Below are 15,093 nucleotides of genomic sequence, written 5' to 3' on the forward strand. Positions count from 1 at the left end.
CTTCAACCTGAACACCACTTTACGAAAAAGCCGGGCTGATTTTCATCGGCCCGGCTTTGACTGAATGGAATGAGTCAGACGGACTAGACCTTGCCAAAGATGGTGTTGCCAGTGCTACGCAGGTCGTCGCAGGCTTCCTTCATGCGCTCGCAGAGGCCCTGCTCGCCCTTTTTCAGGTAGCTGCGCGGATCGTAGGCTTTTTTATCACCCACTTCGCCGTCAATCTTGAGCACGCCAGAGTAGTTCTTCATCATGTGGTCCACGAGGGGGCGGGTAAAGGCGTACTGGGTGTCGGTATCAATGTTCATCTTGATGACGCCGTAATCCAGGGTCTCGCGGATCTCTTCGAGAGGGGTGCCGCTGCCGCCGTGGAAGACGAGGTCCATTTCGGCATTGTCGCCATATTTGCCCATGACGGCGGCCTGACCGTCCTTAAGGATGGTGGGCTTCAGCTTCACGGCACCGGGTTTGTAAGCGCCGTGGACGTTGCCAAATGTGGCGGCGAACATGAACCTGCCGATGCCATTGAGGGTCTCATAAACGACCAGCATGTCTTCTGGCGTGGTGTAAAGCTTGTCGTTGGAGACGCCGGAGGTGTCATGACCGTCCTCCTCACCGCCGACGACGCCGGCTTCGATTTCCAGGATGATGTCCAGTTCGACACACTGCTGGAGCAGCTCCTTGGAGATGCGCATGTTTTCTTCCAGCGGCAGTTCGGAGCCGTCGAACATGTGGCTGTTGAAGAGGTTGCCTTTGCCGGCCTCACGGCGGGCCTTGGTGGCGGCCAGGAGGGGCTTGAGGAATTTTTCGACGTTCTTTGGATGGCAGTGGTCGGTGTGCAGGGCCACCAGGATGTCATAACGCTCAGCCAGGATGTGAACGGCCTCGGCCAGGACAATGGCACCAAGGGCCATGTCCTTCACGGAGGTGCCTGAGGCGAATTCACCGCCGCCGGTGGAAACCTGGATGATGCCGTCGGACTTGGATTCTGCGAATGCCTTCAGCGCACCGTTGATGGTAGGAAGTGAGGTGACATTGATGGCCGGGTAGGCGTAACCGCCTTTCTGGGCGGCATCAAGCATGGCACGGTATTGGGCAGGGGTGGCGACGGGCATTTCGGGATGTATTTGTGGTTAACCAGTATGGAATAGAAGCAAGAATGATGCCCGGTGCAAGGTTGGGTTGCCAGAGAACCGCAACCCACGGGGTACCAAGCGGCCGGCCGGGCCGTATCCAGGGAGGCCGGATCCTCCGACACCTTCCCTTGCCAGCGGGCTTCCCCGCGCCAATGTCCTTTTTTCCATGCCTGCCCGCCGTCTCCGCTCCACCCCCGCCCGCAAATCCCCCCGTTCCTCCGCGTCAGCGGGTGCGGACCTCACCGTTCCGCCCCTGACCGCCCAGGTGCGCACGCTTGAAAACGGCCTGGATGTAATCGTCCGCGAGGACCATGAGCATCCGCTCGTCAGCGTGCAGATTTGGGTCAAAGCCGGCAGCCTGCATGAGGAAAAATGGACCGGGGCCGGCCTGGCGCATTGTGTGGAACACATGCTTTTCAAGGGCACGGTCCGGCGCAGCGCTTCGCAGATTTCCCAGGGCATCCAAGAGTTGGGCGGCTATGTAAATGCCTACACCACCTTTAACCGCACGGTTTACTGGATTGATGGCCTGGCCGACCAGACCGAAGGGTATCTGGACATCCTGGCGGACATGGTGCGCCATTCGAAAATTGACCCCCTGGAGCTGCAAAAGGAGCAGGACGTGATCCGCCGGGAAATGGCCATGGACAATGATGACCCTGGCTCCGCCGTGCAGCATCTGGTGCAGAGCACGTCCTTCCGCCAGCATCCGCTGAAGCACCCCATCATCGGCCACCGGGCCATTTTTGACCAGGTGAGCCGCGACGATGTGGCGGGCTTTGTGAGCCGGCATTACGTGCCGAACAACTGCTTTGTCGTCATCGCGGGCGCGGTGGATGCGGAAGCCTGCTTTGCCGCTGCGCAACGTTTGTTAGGCGACTGGGAGCGCCGCCCGTATGAGCCCATCCTGCTGCCAGAAGAGGCCCCGCAGCGCGGACGCAGGGAAGGCCGGAAAAACTTTGATACCGAGCTGACGCGCATCGCGCTGGGCTGGCAGATCCCCGGCGAAGGGCATGAGGACAAGGCCGCACTGGACGTGCTCGGTTTCCTGCTCGGATCCGGGCGCAGCTCGCGCCTGTATCAGGAGCTGCGGGAAAAACGCAGCATCGCGCACTCCGTCTGGGCCGGGGCCTGGGGAGCGCAGGAATGCGGCCTCTTTAATACCGAGGCAGAGTGTGATCCAAAAGATGCGGATGACTGCCAGAAGGCCATGCTGGAGGTCATCGAAACCTTCAAGACCAAAGGCCCCACGGCGGCAGAGCTGGCCAAGGCGGTCCGCGCCACCATCGGCGGCCAGGTCCGCACCCTCACCAGCACCAAAGGGCAGGCCGCCTCCCTGGCCAGCAGCTGGCTGAATGCAGGTACTCTGGACCAGGCGCAGCATTATCTGGCCGCCGTCCGCGCCCTCACGCCAACAGCTGTCCGCGACATCGCCCGCCGTTATTTGAACCCGGCCTCCTGCAGCATCGCCCTCGTGGGTCCGGATGTGGAAAAGACCTCCAGCACGCTGCAGAGCACCAGCACAAAAAACGAGGTGCAGCGCTTTGTCCTGGGCAACGGGCTGACCGTGCTCATCGGGGAAAATCCGCGCCTGCCGCTGGTCTCCATCCGCGCCAGCTTCCTGGCCGGTGTGCCCGCAGAAACAGCGGCCAATGGAGGAGCCACGCAGGTCTCCGCCGCCATGCTTTTAAAAGGCACCAAGACCCGCACCGCCGCGCAGATCGCCTCCGAGCTGGAGAACCTGGGCGGCTCTCTGCAATGCACCGCCGATGCACATCGTTATTTGTTAGGCACGGACGTGATGCGCGGGGATGAAACGAAGGGGCTGAACCTCATCGCCGACCTCCTCCAAAACGCCACCCTGCCGGCCGCGCAGCTCAAGGAAGTGCAAAAGCGCCAGATCGCCTCCATTCTGGAAGAGAAAGAAGATCCGCTCACCGTGGCCATGCGCCACGCACGCAAGGAGATCTTTGCCGGCACACCCTTCGCCCGCACCGCGCTGGGCACGGAGGAATCCGTGAAGGCGCTGAAGGTGGACACCTGCCGGGCCATGCTCAGCAAGTCCATCGTCGGGGCCAATGGTGTCCTTTCCATCCATGGCGACGTCAAGGCGGCGACCATCCTCAAGCAGGTGGAAAAGGCCCTGGGCAAGCTCAAAAAAGGCAGCACGCATTACGATGCCAAAACCAAATTCCCGCTGACTGCCGACGTCATACCCGGCCGCCATGAGCTGCGCCTGGACAAGGAACAGGCCATCATCGTCATCGGCTTCCGCACCGTGGGTCTGCATCATCCGGACAGCCAGGCTCTGTCCCTCATTGACGAGGCCTGCAGCGACATGGGCAGCCGCCTTTTCAACCGCATCCGCGAGGAGCTCGGGCTGGCCTATTATGTAGGTGCCCAGCACTTCTCCGCGCTCGGTGCCGGTGCGTTTTATTTCTATGTGGGCACCGATCCAGAAAAAGCCCCGCTCGCCCAGCAGGAGATGCTGGCGCAGATCCAGGACTTGGTCACCAACGGCCTGGCTGCCGATGAAATCCAGCGTGCCAAGACCACCTGGCGCTCCGGCTGGCTGCGCGCGCAGCAGGGCAATGGCAGCTTGGCCGATTCCTACGGCTGGAACGAGATCAACGGCCTGGGCTACGAACACTTCCGCCAGCTCCCCGCCAAGATCGAAGCCCTGACCGACGAAGACCTCCGCCGCGCCGCGAAGACCTACTTTAACCCGGCCGAGGCGCACATCGTGACGGTGATGCCGGAGGCCGAGTAAACAGTTTTCAGTTTTCGGTATTCAGACTTCAGAAGTGGTTGCCTCCCGGTGAACACTGAAAACCGCATACTGCAAACTGGACCTCCATGCCGCTTTCAGATAGCGACATGGGGTTTTCCGTTTCTTGACGCCCTCGGCCCTCTTCGTCTAAAACGGTCCCCCTATGGCCACCATCGCCGTTCTCGGCACACTTGACACGAAAGGACCGGAGCACGCGTATGTCGCGGAGCTAATTCGCCAGCGCGGGCATCAGACACTGCTCATGGATACGGGCAGCGGCGCTGCGCCCACGGTGGATCCTGACATCACACGGGAGGAAATCGCGGCTGCTGCAGGCATTGACCTGGCAGGCATCCAGGCCCGGCAGGACCGTGGGGAGGCGGTGACGGCCATGGCGGAAGCTTCGGCCAAGGTGCTCGCGAATTTCGCTTCGACAGGGCTCATCCAAGGGGTCATTTCCCTGGGCGGCGGTGGCGGTACGGCCATCAGCACCCGTGCCATGCGCGCCCTGCCCATCGGTTTTCCCAAGGTCATGGTATCCACTCTGGCGGCGGGCAATGTCGCCCCTTACGTCGGCACCAAGGACATCGTCATGATGCCCAGCATTGTGGATGTCTCCGGCCTGAACCGCCTTTCCCGCACTCTCCTGGCACGCGCTGCCGGGGCCATCTGCGGCATGGTGGAAATGGAGGTACCGCCTGCCACGGACAAGCCGCTCATCGCCGCCTCAATGTTTGGCAATACCACCGAGTGTGTGAATGCCGCCAAGGCCATCCTCGAAGACGCGGGGTATGAGGTCCTCGTCTTCGCCGCCACCGGCATGGGCGGTCGCATCATGGAAAGCCTCATCGAAAGCGGCCTCATTACCGGCGTGCTGGACATCACCACCACGGAGTGGGCGGATGAGCTGGTGGGTGGCGTGCTCAATGCCGGCCCGCATCGTCTGGAGGCCGCTGGCAAAACAGGCACTCCGGCCATCGTCACCCCCGGCTGTCTGGACATGGTGAATTTCGGCGAGCCCGCCAGCATCCCGGAGAAGTTCAAAGACCGCCTTTTTTATCAGCACAACCCTCAGGTCACCCTCATGCGCACCACGCCGGAGGAGTGCACCGAGCTGGGCCGCATCCTCGCGGAAAAGATCAACGCCTACACAGCCCCCGTCACCGTGCTGCTGCCGCTGCGCGCCATCAGCGTCATCAGCGCCCCCGGCAAGCCTTTCCATGATCCAGCTGCGGACACTGCCCTTTTCACAGCCCTCAAGACCCACCTCCGCGCAGACATCCCAGTCCAGGAACTCGATTGTGAGATCAATGCGCCAGGGTTTGCGGAGGCTTGCGCGAAGGCTTTGCTCTCTCAACTGTCCAAATAAGCGCCGCCTTGCCCTAGCAGTTTCGAAAAAAGATGTTGGGTAAAAAAATCAAAGCCAATATTTCTACCCATAATCTTTTTACCAGATCAGTCATCGCCCGTCTCCCCTCTTGACTGCGCACTGAAAACTGCGCACTGAGCACTCTTCTTCTCCCTTCCCTCCGCCATGTCCCTCGGCCAGCTCCTCCTCACCGGCGTTCCCGGTCCTGAACTTGATTCTGAAACCGCCGCCCGGTTTAAAAAGCTGCAGCCCGGCGGCTTCATCCTTTTTGGCCGCAACATCATTTCGCCTGAGCAAGTGCGGAAGCTCATTGATGACCTGCGCGACCTTTCCCACATCGAGCCCTTCATCACCATTGATCAGGAAGGCGGCCGCGTCTCCCGGCTACGGCTCATTGGCGAAGAGCCACCAAACGCCCAGTCGCTGCGGGACAAAGGCGACGTCAAGCTCATCAAGCAGCATGGCAAGCTCACCGGCCAGATTTTGCGCCTGTTCGGCTTCAACCTGGACCTCTGCCCTGTCCTGGACATCTCCTATGATGACACCGCCGACAATTCCCTCAAAGGCCGCTGCTGGGGCCGCGATCCGCAGCAGGTCATTAACAACGCCGGTGTCTTCAACCGCGCCATGCGCGCCGAAGGCGTCTTGAGCTGCGCCAAGCACTTCCCCGGTTACGGCCCCGCCGAGTGCGATCCGCATGAGTTCCTGCCCGTGATTGATAAAACGCATCCGCAAATGCTCGAGTCGGAGCTCCTACCTTACACCGCGCTGCTGCCGGAGATTGACAGCGTGATGACCTGCCACAGCAATTACACCGCCTACGATCCCGACCGCCCCCGCTGGCCCGCCAGCCTGAGCCACAATGTGTGTACCAAATTGTTACGCGACCAGTTAGGCTTTGAAGGCCTGGCCATGACCGATGACCTGGACATGGGCGCCATCCTCAACGAAGTCACCTTTGAACAGGCCATCCAGGAAGCCGTCCGCGCCGGCAATGATCTCGTCATGATCTGCCACCGTCTGGAGATGGTGGAGCTCGCCCGCCAGCACCTCGAAGGGGTCGAAGCCCCCATTCTTCACGACACCCTCGTCCGCATCGAGAAGACCAAAAAGCGCCTCGTCGCCCCCGATCCTTTCAGCCTCGACCGCTTCGCCAAAATCAACCGCGACATCTGGGATCTCCGCGTCGCCACCCTGGGTGAGGAACTGGCCAAAAACAAAAGTATCGAAGACGGCAAACGGTCGCCTGTGGAGCTGTATTGATCGATCTTTAGCCAACAAAGCCTTGCTGTGCGTAACGCCGTAGCGTTTCGGGAGCTATGTCATAACCGTTTGGCCAGGAGACAATTCCGTAGGCCAGATAGGCTTCTGCAAACAAGGCAGGGTCCGACAGGGCGCGGCGTAACGGGCCGCCTCCATGCCCGTAATCGGCAAAGTCCAGCTCCGCCACATAGTCATCGCGGAAATGCAGGCTGATCCGGTGAGGTCCTGTGACCCTCAATGAGGTAACTTCACAGTCTTCCAGGGAAAGAGGGGTGGGGGCAATGGTGCTCATGAGCGGTCAGGTCAGCGGAGAGATACGTTTAAGGGGGAGATGCTTCTCTGCCAAATCCCAGTTTTCAGCCAGTTCGGTCGCGTGCAGGTCCGCCCACTCACGAATCAGACGGTGGGCCTGGCCAGAGAAGGAACCTTCCATCAACCCACCATCCAGGGTAAAAGCAGCACGCTCGCCTTCATAACGGGCATGGAAATGCGGAGGAAGATGATCGTCATAAAACATCTCCACGCGGATTCCAAAGAACCGGCTGATTTCAGGCATAGAACCAAACCTGCCCTATAATCTTCTCGCAGCAACTACGCCGTCGAATATCCTCAGTGTACATTTCCCTGCAATCTCGTCCCCTTCCCCGTCGTTACCCGGCTCTGACCATGATGCGACGACTCCTCCTCACCTGTGCAGGCCTGCTGGCCACCTCCCTTTCTGCGGCGCCCAAGGGCCCGCCGAACATCATCTTCCTGTTCTCGGACGACCTGACCACGCAGTCAATTTCGGCTTATGGCGATGAGCGCAAGCTCCTTGATACTCCGGGCATGGACCGCATCGCCAAAGAGGGCATCCGCTTTGACCGCTGCCTGGTCACCAATTCCATTTGCGGCCCCATGCGCGCCGTGATTCAGACGGGTAAATACTCACACCTCAACGGCTATCACAACAACAGCAACAGCCGTTTTGACCACAGCCAGCAAACCTTCCCCAAGCTCATGCAAAAAGGCGGTTACACCACCGCCGTCATTGGCAAGTGGCACCTGGGCGAAGAGGCCGCCGGCTTTGACTACTGGCACATCCTTCCCGGCCAGGGCATCTATTACAATCCGCCGATGATTGACAACGGCAAGAAGGTGACTCACAAGGGCTACACCACGGACATCATTTCCGACCTGACCCTGGAGTGGCTGAAAAACCGCGACAAGACCAAGCCCTTCATGCTCATGAGCCAGCACAAGGCCCCCCACCGCGAGTGGGCCCCTGCCCTGCGCCATCTCGGCTGGGACAAGGACCGCGTGTATCCTGAGCCACCCACGCTTTTTGACACCTATGAAGGCCGCAGCAAGGCCATCAGCGACCACGACATGGGCCTGGACCGCACCTTTACTGAGCGCGATGCCAAGCTGATCCCCCCCGCCGGCATTGATGACGAGCAGCTCGCCCAATGGAACGCCTACTACGAGCCGCGTAACAAAAAGTTTCTCGAAGCCGGTCTCAGCGACAAGGAGCTCGTGAAATGGCGCTACCAGCGCTACATGCACGACTACCTCGGCACGGTCAAAGCCGTGGATGAAGCCATCACCAAGCTGCTGAACTATCTGGACGAGGAAGGCCTCACCGAAAACACCGTCATCATCTGCTCCAGCGACCAGGGTTTCTACCTGGGTGAGCACGGCTGGTTTGACAAACGCTGGATCTTTGAAGAATCCCTTCGCACGCCTTTCATAGTCCGCTGGCCCGGCGTCGCCAAACCCGGCACAACCAATGGCGAAATCGTCTCCCTGCTGGACCTCGCACAGACCTTCCTGGACATCGGAGGCCTGCCTCAGCCTGATGACATGCAGGGGCGCTCCCTAGTCCCGCTTTTCAAAGGCGAAACTCCGGCCGACTGGCGCAAGTCCTTCTACTACCACTACTACGAGTTCCCCGTCCCGCACCGTGTAAGGCCTCATTATGGTGTCATCACGGACCGCTACAAGCTCGTCCATTATTACGCGCCTGATGTGGATGACTGGGAGCTTCTGGACCGCCAGAAAGACCCGAACGAAACCAAAAGCTTCTACAATGACCCTGCCTATGCAGACACCGTCAAAGAGCTGAAAGCAGAGCTGACCCGTCTTCAGACTGAGGTCAAAGAAACGGTCCCCCCGCCACGCGCCACCCACGGTCGCAAGCCCTTCGACAACGAGCCCCAGCTTCCTGAAGCGTCCAAAGGCCAGGGGAAGGGCAAAGGCAAAAAGAAGCAAGCCCAGTAATGTCCCGGAGCGCGGACGCTCCACATCCTACGGAGTGCGGGTGCCCCGCCCGCTCCAACGAAACAACCATCGCCGCGTCGCGGGACAGGCGAAAAACACTGAACACACGGAAAGCGTTCCACGTACCTGAACTGTGACTTCATCTCCTATCGCTACATTGCTTTCCGTGGTTCTTGTCTTCCTGGCCACGACCCTTGACGCTGCCTCCCCGTTCAAGCCTGCGGCTTGTGAAGGTGCTTATCCCAAGCATCTCCAAGGCATCTGCACCAATGGCAAGGATGCCATCTACTGGTCGTGGACGGACGCCATCGTCAAGACCGGCCTGGATGGCCGCATCCAGAAAAAAGTCCCCGCCCCCAGCCACCAGGGCGACCTTTGCTTCCACGACGGCAAAGTGTATGTCGCGGTCAATCTGGGCAAGTTTAACGAACCTGCCGGCAAGGCCGATTCATGGGTCTTTGTGTTCGATGGCGACACCCTCAAGGAGCTTTCCCGCCATGCCGTGCCGGAGCTCGTTCACGGGGCGGGTGGCATGGCCTGCAAAGACGGCCGTTTCCTCATCGTCGGGGGCCTGCCTCCGGAGACGGGAGAAAACTACCTCTATGAATACGACGGGCAGTTGAAGTTCATCCAGCGGCATGTCCTCGCCAGCGGCCACACGGACAAAGGCATCCAGACTGCCGAATACGCCGACGGCTTCTGGTGGTTCGGCTGTTACGGCAAGCCCGCCATCCTGCTGCGTGCGGATGACCAATTCCAGTTCACCGGCAGATGGAAATTCAATGCCTCCGTTGGCATCGTCCGCATCGCGCCCAACCAATTTTTAATCGCTGAAAACAAAGCCACCAAAGGAGTGGGAAATACCGCCCGGCTCCGCCTCGCCCGCCCTCATCCTGAAAAGGGCCTCATCCTTGATTCTGAACAACCATGAAATGCCTCCCTCTGCTCGCCTTTCTCGGCCTGGCCCTGACCGCCACGGCCTCCGCTGCTGACAAGCCTAACTTCATCTTCATCCTCTGCGATGACCTCGGTTATGGCGATGTGAAGTGCCTGAATCCTGAAGGCAAGATCCCCACGCCCAACATGGACCGCATCGCCAAGGAAGGCATCACCTTCACCGATGCGCACACCCCGTCCAGTGTCTGCACGCCCACCCGTTACGGCACCCTCACCGGCCGCTACAACTGGCGCAGCAAGCTGCAAAAGTCAGTGCTCGGCGGTCTCAGCCCGCACCTGATCGACACGGACCGCCTGACCGTCGCCTCCATGCTCAAGGCGCAGGGTTACCACACCGCCGCCATTGGCAAATGGCACCTCGGCATGGACTGGAAGGTCAAAGAAGGACAGACCGTCTCGGAGCTCAGCATCGAATCTGCCGACCAGGCCTGGAGCGTGGACTTCACCCAGCCAGCGAAGAACGGCCCCAATGCGGCCGGTTTTGACTACTACTTCGGCATCAGCGCCTCGCTGGACATGGTGCCCTATTGTTTCATTGAAAACACCCGCGTCACCGCCCAGCCCACCGAGGACCGCGCCCTGGAAATGGTGCAGGGTGAATCGGCCCGCTTCACCCGCAAAGGACCCGCCGCCCCAGGCTTCACCGGTTACGAAGTCCTTCCGGTTCTCGCTGAGAAAACCACCTCCTACATCGCCGAAAAAGCAGCCGATGCCAAAGCTGGTAAGCCCTTCTTCATCTACCTCCCCCTCGCCTCACCCCACACCCCCATCCTGCCCAATCCTGAATGGCAGGGCAAAAGCGGCCTCAACCAATACGGCGACTTTGTCATGGAAACTGACGACGCTGTCGGCCGCATCCTCAAGGCGCTGGATGACAATGGCCTGACCGAAAACACCATCGTCATCTTCACCAGCGACAACGGCTGCTCCCCCAGTGCCGACTATCCTGCCCTTCTCGCCAAAGGTCACAACCCAAGCGGCAAGCTGCGCGGCCACAAGGCCGACATCTACGACGGTGGCCATCGCGTGCCCTTCCTGGTCCGCTGGCCTGCCAAGATCAAACCCGGCCAAACCACCGCCCAGCTCACCTGCCTGACGGATTTCACGGCCACCGCTGCAGAGATTACTGGGGCCACTATCCCCGAGAATGCTGCCGAAGACAGCTTCAGCTTCCTGCCCACCCTGCTCGGCGAAACCGGCAAGCCAGCCCGCCCCAGCCTCGTCCATCACAGCATCCAGGGCATCTTCGCCATCCGCGAAGGCAAATGGAAGCTGGCCCTCTGCCCCGGCTCCGGCGGCTGGAGCGATCCCCGCCCCGGCACCGAGCCCAAAGACGCCCCTCCCGTCCAGCTCTTCGACATGGAAGCCGATCTGGGCGAGAAGAACAACCTCGCCACACAAAAACCGGAAATCGTCGCCAGCCTGACCAAGAAGCTCGAAACCCTCATCGCCAACGGCCGCAGCACCCCAGGTGCAAACCAGTCCAACGACGTCCCCGTCGAGATGTGGAAAAAGCCTGAGCCGCCGAAGAAGAAAAACACCAAGGCCAAGAAGGATAAAAAGTGACCTCATCAAGGAGCGGGACTTGCCAAGTCCCGGCTTCCATGACCGTGCAGTCGCGGAGCGTCCCGAAGTGCGGCGCAGAGAGGCAAGACGCAAGTCGCTTGACTCGGCAGCGCCGCATTCGTCGGAGCCCTGGAAGTATCAGTCATCACCGCCCGTGCCTGAGTGGCCCTGGCCGGGCGACCTTATAGTCACATTATTTGTTAGGCCATTGGCCACCTTCAAAGAAGAGCGGTGATGCGCTCTGCGCTTTCACCCGCACTCCGGGACGCTTCGCGACTCAAGCTGGCGTTTCGTCTTGTCGGCGTCACGTGATTCAGGCATGAAAAAGGGCACTCCCGATCCCACAAAACCACCCCAGAGAGATTTCGCAGTCGTGATCTCGAGCCTTCTTTACCAGGGCTTGGCCATGTGGCCACAGGCGCACCGCTGTCTGCACTTTTATGGCTGGGCTTGGCTGGCCAGGTTCTGATCGCACGATTCTTCTTTGAGACACCTCTCCATTATTGCATCCCCGTCTGGTTCGTTTTGGGAAGCCTCAGCGGCCTGAGTGCATGGTTCGTAGTGAGAAAGAACACCCACATCACGAAACGTCCAGTTCAGAGCATTGATAAAGATCTGCCCAAACGGACAGGTTGCTTCGGCAGTTCCCGTTTCGTCCCAAGCTCTTCCTATGAACCCGATCCCGCGCCGCACTTTTTTGCAAAGCTCACTGGCCGCTGTCACCACGGCGCTAGGCACCCAAACTGCGGCGACAGTTCAAGCGGCCCCTCTGCCAGCTTCCGCAGGCATTGCGCCGCCAGCCCCCGGTTCGCCCTTCATTGATGTCAACGTCACCCTCTCCCACTGGCCTTTTCGCCGCCTGGTGGGGGATGAAACGCCGGACATGATGGAACGTCTGCGGAAAAATGGTGTCACGCTGGCCTGGTGCGGCAGCTTTGACGGCATCCTGCACCGGGACATTGCCAGCGTGAACCGCCGCCTGGTGGAGGAATGCGCGCAGCATGGACCCGGCCTTCTGATGCCCGTCGGCAGCATCCATCCCCTGCTGCCAGACTGGCGGCATGACCTGGAGCAGTGTATGAGAACTCACGGAATGAAAGCCATCCGCCTGCATCCCAATTATCATGCTTATAAGCTGGATGACCCCGCTTTTCTGGAACTGCTGGAGGCTGCGACGAAGGAAGGTCTTTTTATCCAGATCGTCGCTCAGCTTGAGGATCAGCGTACGCAGCATTCCCTCATGCAAGCTGCCCCGGTGGACCTGAAGCCGCTTGCCGCCGCTTTGGACAAAATGCCGCAGGCGCGCATCATGGTCCTCAATGCCAGCCGGGTGATGTCCATGACCACCCTGCGTGGCCTGCCGGTGTGGATAGACATCGCCATGCTGGAGGGGGTGGGCGGCGTCGAAAACCTGCTCAAAGACTGGCCGGCGGATAAAATCGTCTTTGGCTCGCACGCGCCATTCTTCTACTGGGAATCGGCAAGGCTGAAGCTCCAGGAATCCGCCCTGTCCCCAGCCCAACTCGCCGCGATCACGCATGGCAACGCCCTATTGTAAGTCCCGCAGGCGGACATCATAAACGCCATCCTTCTTGCCTCTCCGCCGGGCCTTGCTACCAATGTGGCTGCATGACGCGCACCCGTTGGATCATCGCCAGCTCCTGGCTCCTGCTGCTCTGGCTCATCGCCTGCGCAGTCTGGGCTCCTGCGCTGCAACGGCGGCTGGATGAACAGGGGCGTGCATTGCTGACAGGCGTGGAAACAGGTTATCCCGCCGTCACCGTGAAGTTCAGCGGGCAGAAGGCTCATCTGACCGGCAAGGTACGCCACGAAGAAGAGCGCCAGGAAATGGAATCCCGCATCACCAGCCGTTTGCGCAGCCCTGGCATTTTTGGGACCGACCTGAATCCAGTCACAGCCGTGAGCAATGGCATTGAGGTCGTTCCATATCCCACCGGCTGGCTCATGATCGCCGCGCAAGGCCCTCTGGCCACGGTTTACGGTACCCTGGCCACGGAATATGAAGCCCGCGACCTGTCACTTCTCCTCCAGGATCAATGGGCGAAAAACGGCGGCCGCATCACCCGCGAGGTGAAGGAGGATCCCACCCGCTTCGATGAAGCCCCCGGCATCCAGCCCACGCTGGACCACCTGCCTGCGCCCCGCATGCAAGGCGGTGGCGATGCCGCCCAGGTGCATCTGGCCCGGCCTGGCAGCGGCTGGGAAAGGCTGACCCTGGATGCCGCAGACGACCTTTTGCGCCAGCAGTTCGCCACCTATCCCATCACCGATGAAGAATGGCAAAATATCGTGGTTCCCGCCCTGGCTCAGACACGCCGGTATCAGCAGGCTGAGCGCGCCCGCATCGCCGAAGAGGAACACCAGTCCAAACTGCCGCCGCCGCATGTCTTCTTGGCCGCACGCGACCAGCGCCTGCTTTTGCGCGGAGAAGTGGCCACACTCAAGCTCAAGCGCGAGCTTTTAAATGTCGTCATCGGCAGCTTCCCGGAGTGGCGGGTGCTGGATGACCTGCGGGTGAATGACCAGCGCCGCGCCGTGGCGGAATTTGGCCCCATCACCACCGCCCTGCTGCCGCTTGGAGAGGAATCTTCCGGCAAATCCATGGCCCTGGGCCTTTCTGGCAATGCCTGGCAGTTTGTAGACTGGCAGGTGGGTGACGATTCCCAGCCCTGGAAACCGCTGCTGCCGCCGGACCTCCCCCCTGCCCTGCTGCAGGAGGACAGCCGCATGGTCACCCAATGGCTGCAAGGAAATGCCCAGGGCATCCCCACGCTGCCCATCCCTGCGCAGCCCAGCTTTTTCACGCTCACTCTTTTGCCAGACAAGGTCATCCTGGCCGGCCAGTTGGCAGAGGAAGGCCTGCGCACCCGCTTGATTGAAGCCGCCCGCCGCGCCTACACTGGCCAGGCCGTACTGTTTTCAGATGCGCTCCTGGCCCGCGGCACCTGCGAGCCCACGGCCGATGTGGAGCAGACCGTCCGCAGCCTGCCGCCACTGCCAAAAGAGGGCGAAGCTCCTGTTATCGCCTTTGCACGTCCCGGCCAGGTCTGGAAAAGCCAGCCCGCCACGGAGGCCCTGCTGACGCCCGGTGCCCTTGCCAAAAGCGGCCTCACTCCGTCCGGTTTTCCTGCCGCCATGGCGGAGGACACCTTTGCCGCTGAGGCCTACGACCACCTCCGCCATCACTGGAGCACCGCCTCCCCCCCCCCTCCGGAAAACCCCACCCGCTGATCTCCCCACCCCTCATGGAAGGCTTCCTCTGGCTCCTGCTGCAAACCCTGCCGCTCATCACTGCGGCAGCGGTGCTCTTTTTCATCCTCGGCTGGCGCTGGCGCGGCCATCACAGCCAGCGCGATCACCGCGCCCAGGACAGGCAGATTGATGCGGAAAACATCGAGGCCCAGACCGCACGCCAGGAGCGCGATGCCGCCCGTGCGCTGGAGGAAAAACTGCGCCAGAAACTCACCGAAACGCAGGCTGAGCTCCAGGAATCCAACGACCGCCAGTCCCAGCTTCAAAAGGAGATCCTCCGTCTTTCTGACGAACTCAAAGCAGCCCGTGAGTCCGCGCCTGCGCCTGCTCCTGCTCCCGTCTCAATCGTCCAGGAGGCAGCGCCCCGCCCAGCAGCGCCCGTTGGGGATATTCTACCCGCCTCCAAACCCAAATCCTCCAAATCCGGCGCACGTTCCAGGTCCAAAAAGCCGCGTCCTCCCAAGTCATAACTCCCTGCGGCGGCCCCGTGTCCGATTGAC

12 protein-coding genes are annotated in these 15,093 nt (G+C 60.8%); 9 read left to right on the plus strand and 3 right to left on the minus strand.

What is annotated here, in order from left to right; translation table 11 throughout:
• Positions 1–83: 83 nt before the first annotated feature.
• Positions 84–1,115 (minus strand): class II fructose-bisphosphate aldolase, encoded by a 1,032-nt coding sequence (fbaA, locus tag WJU23_RS18450; protein ID WP_346334087.1) that lies wholly within the window; start codon positions 1,113–1,115, stop codon positions 84–86.
• Positions 1,116–1,302: 187 nt separating this feature from the next.
• Here fbaA and WJU23_RS18455 point away from each other — a divergent pair, with 187 nt between their 5' ends.
• The 3 genes from WJU23_RS18455 (at position 1,303) to WJU23_RS18465 (ending at position 6,538) form a co-directional block, all read left to right on the plus strand.
• Positions 1,303–3,906, plus strand: a complete 2,604-nt coding sequence (locus WJU23_RS18455; protein ID WP_346334088.1) for a pitrilysin family protein — start codon at positions 1,303–1,305, stop codon at positions 3,904–3,906.
• A gap of 163 nt (positions 3,907–4,069) precedes the next feature.
• Positions 4,070–5,275, plus strand: a complete 1,206-nt coding sequence (locus WJU23_RS18460; RefSeq protein ID WP_346334089.1) for a Tm-1-like ATP-binding domain-containing protein — start codon at positions 4,070–4,072, stop codon at positions 5,273–5,275.
• 165 nt (positions 5,276–5,440) lie between these two features.
• Positions 5,441–6,538: a glycoside hydrolase family 3 N-terminal domain-containing protein gene (locus tag WJU23_RS18465; RefSeq protein ID WP_346334090.1), complete on the plus strand. Its 1,098-nt coding sequence runs from the start codon at positions 5,441–5,443 to the stop codon at positions 6,536–6,538.
• A 7-nt stretch (positions 6,539–6,545) separates the two neighbouring features.
• Here the strand turns inward: WJU23_RS18465 and WJU23_RS18470 are convergent, their stop codons facing one another.
• Together WJU23_RS18470 and WJU23_RS18475 are read right to left on the minus strand one after the other, a co-directional pair.
• A complete protein-coding gene (locus WJU23_RS18470) occupies positions 6,546–6,830 on the minus strand; it encodes a DUF2442 domain-containing protein (protein WP_346334091.1) in 285 nt (94 codons plus the stop codon).
• Between the two features lie 6 nt (positions 6,831–6,836).
• On the minus strand, positions 6,837–7,094 hold the full coding sequence (locus WJU23_RS18475) for a DUF4160 domain-containing protein (protein ID WP_346334092.1): 258 nt from the start codon (positions 7,092–7,094) through the stop codon (positions 6,837–6,839).
• A gap of 113 nt (positions 7,095–7,207) precedes the next feature.
• Here WJU23_RS18475 and WJU23_RS18480 point away from each other — a divergent pair, with 113 nt between their 5' ends.
• The 6 genes from WJU23_RS18480 (at position 7,208) to WJU23_RS18505 (ending at position 15,063) form a co-directional block, all read left to right on the plus strand.
• Positions 7,208–8,797 (plus strand): sulfatase, encoded by a 1,590-nt coding sequence (locus tag WJU23_RS18480; RefSeq protein ID WP_346334253.1) that lies wholly within the window; start codon positions 7,208–7,210, stop codon positions 8,795–8,797.
• A 166-nt stretch (positions 8,798–8,963) separates the two neighbouring features.
• Positions 8,964–9,728: a hypothetical protein gene (locus WJU23_RS18485; protein ID WP_346334093.1), complete on the plus strand. Its 765-nt coding sequence runs from the start codon at positions 8,964–8,966 to the stop codon at positions 9,726–9,728.
• On the plus strand, positions 9,725–11,320 hold the full coding sequence (locus tag WJU23_RS18490) for an arylsulfatase (RefSeq protein ID WP_346334094.1): 1,596 nt from the start codon (positions 9,725–9,727) through the stop codon (positions 11,318–11,320). Before WJU23_RS18485 ends, WJU23_RS18490 begins: the two co-directional genes overlap by 4 nt.
• A 670-nt stretch (positions 11,321–11,990) precedes the next feature.
• Positions 11,991–12,878 (plus strand): amidohydrolase family protein, encoded by an 888-nt coding sequence (locus WJU23_RS18495; RefSeq protein WP_346334095.1) that lies wholly within the window; start codon positions 11,991–11,993, stop codon positions 12,876–12,878.
• Positions 12,879–12,949: 71 nt separating this feature from the next.
• Positions 12,950–14,572 (plus strand): hypothetical protein, encoded by a 1,623-nt coding sequence (locus tag WJU23_RS18500; RefSeq protein ID WP_346334096.1) that lies wholly within the window; start codon positions 12,950–12,952, stop codon positions 14,570–14,572.
• Positions 14,573–14,586: 14 nt separating this feature from the next.
• Positions 14,587–15,063 (plus strand): hypothetical protein, encoded by a 477-nt coding sequence (locus WJU23_RS18505; RefSeq protein WP_346334097.1) that lies wholly within the window; start codon positions 14,587–14,589, stop codon positions 15,061–15,063.
• Positions 15,064–15,093: the final 30 nt, after the last annotated feature.

The sequence above is a fragment of the Prosthecobacter sp. SYSU 5D2 genome (assembly GCF_039655865.1).
Classification (GTDB): domain Bacteria; phylum Verrucomicrobiota; class Verrucomicrobiia; order Verrucomicrobiales; family Verrucomicrobiaceae; genus Prosthecobacter.

Coding starts and splice junctions, on each gene's coding strand:
- fbaA (WP_346334087.1), bottom strand. CDS start 1,115: ATGCCCGTCGCCACCCCTGCCCAATACCGTGCCATGCTTGATGCCGCC.
- WJU23_RS18455 (WP_346334088.1), top strand. CDS start 1,303: ATGCCTGCCCGCCGTCTCCGCTCCACCCCCGCCCGCAAATCCCCCCGT.
- WJU23_RS18460 (WP_346334089.1), top strand. CDS start 4,070: ATGGCCACCATCGCCGTTCTCGGCACACTTGACACGAAAGGACCGGAG.
- WJU23_RS18465 (WP_346334090.1), top strand. CDS start 5,441: ATGTCCCTCGGCCAGCTCCTCCTCACCGGCGTTCCCGGTCCTGAACTT.
- WJU23_RS18470 (WP_346334091.1), bottom strand. CDS start 6,830: ATGAGCACCATTGCCCCCACCCCTCTTTCCCTGGAAGACTGTGAAGTT.
- WJU23_RS18475 (WP_346334092.1), bottom strand. CDS start 7,094: ATGCCTGAAATCAGCCGGTTCTTTGGAATCCGCGTGGAGATGTTTTAT.
- WJU23_RS18480 (WP_346334253.1), top strand. CDS start 7,208: ATGCGACGACTCCTCCTCACCTGTGCAGGCCTGCTGGCCACCTCCCTT.
- WJU23_RS18490 (WP_346334094.1), top strand. CDS start 9,725: ATGAAATGCCTCCCTCTGCTCGCCTTTCTCGGCCTGGCCCTGACCGCC.
- WJU23_RS18495 (WP_346334095.1), top strand. CDS start 11,991: ATGAACCCGATCCCGCGCCGCACTTTTTTGCAAAGCTCACTGGCCGCT.
- WJU23_RS18500 (WP_346334096.1), top strand. CDS start 12,950: ATGACGCGCACCCGTTGGATCATCGCCAGCTCCTGGCTCCTGCTGCTC.
- WJU23_RS18505 (WP_346334097.1), top strand. CDS start 14,587: ATGGAAGGCTTCCTCTGGCTCCTGCTGCAAACCCTGCCGCTCATCACT.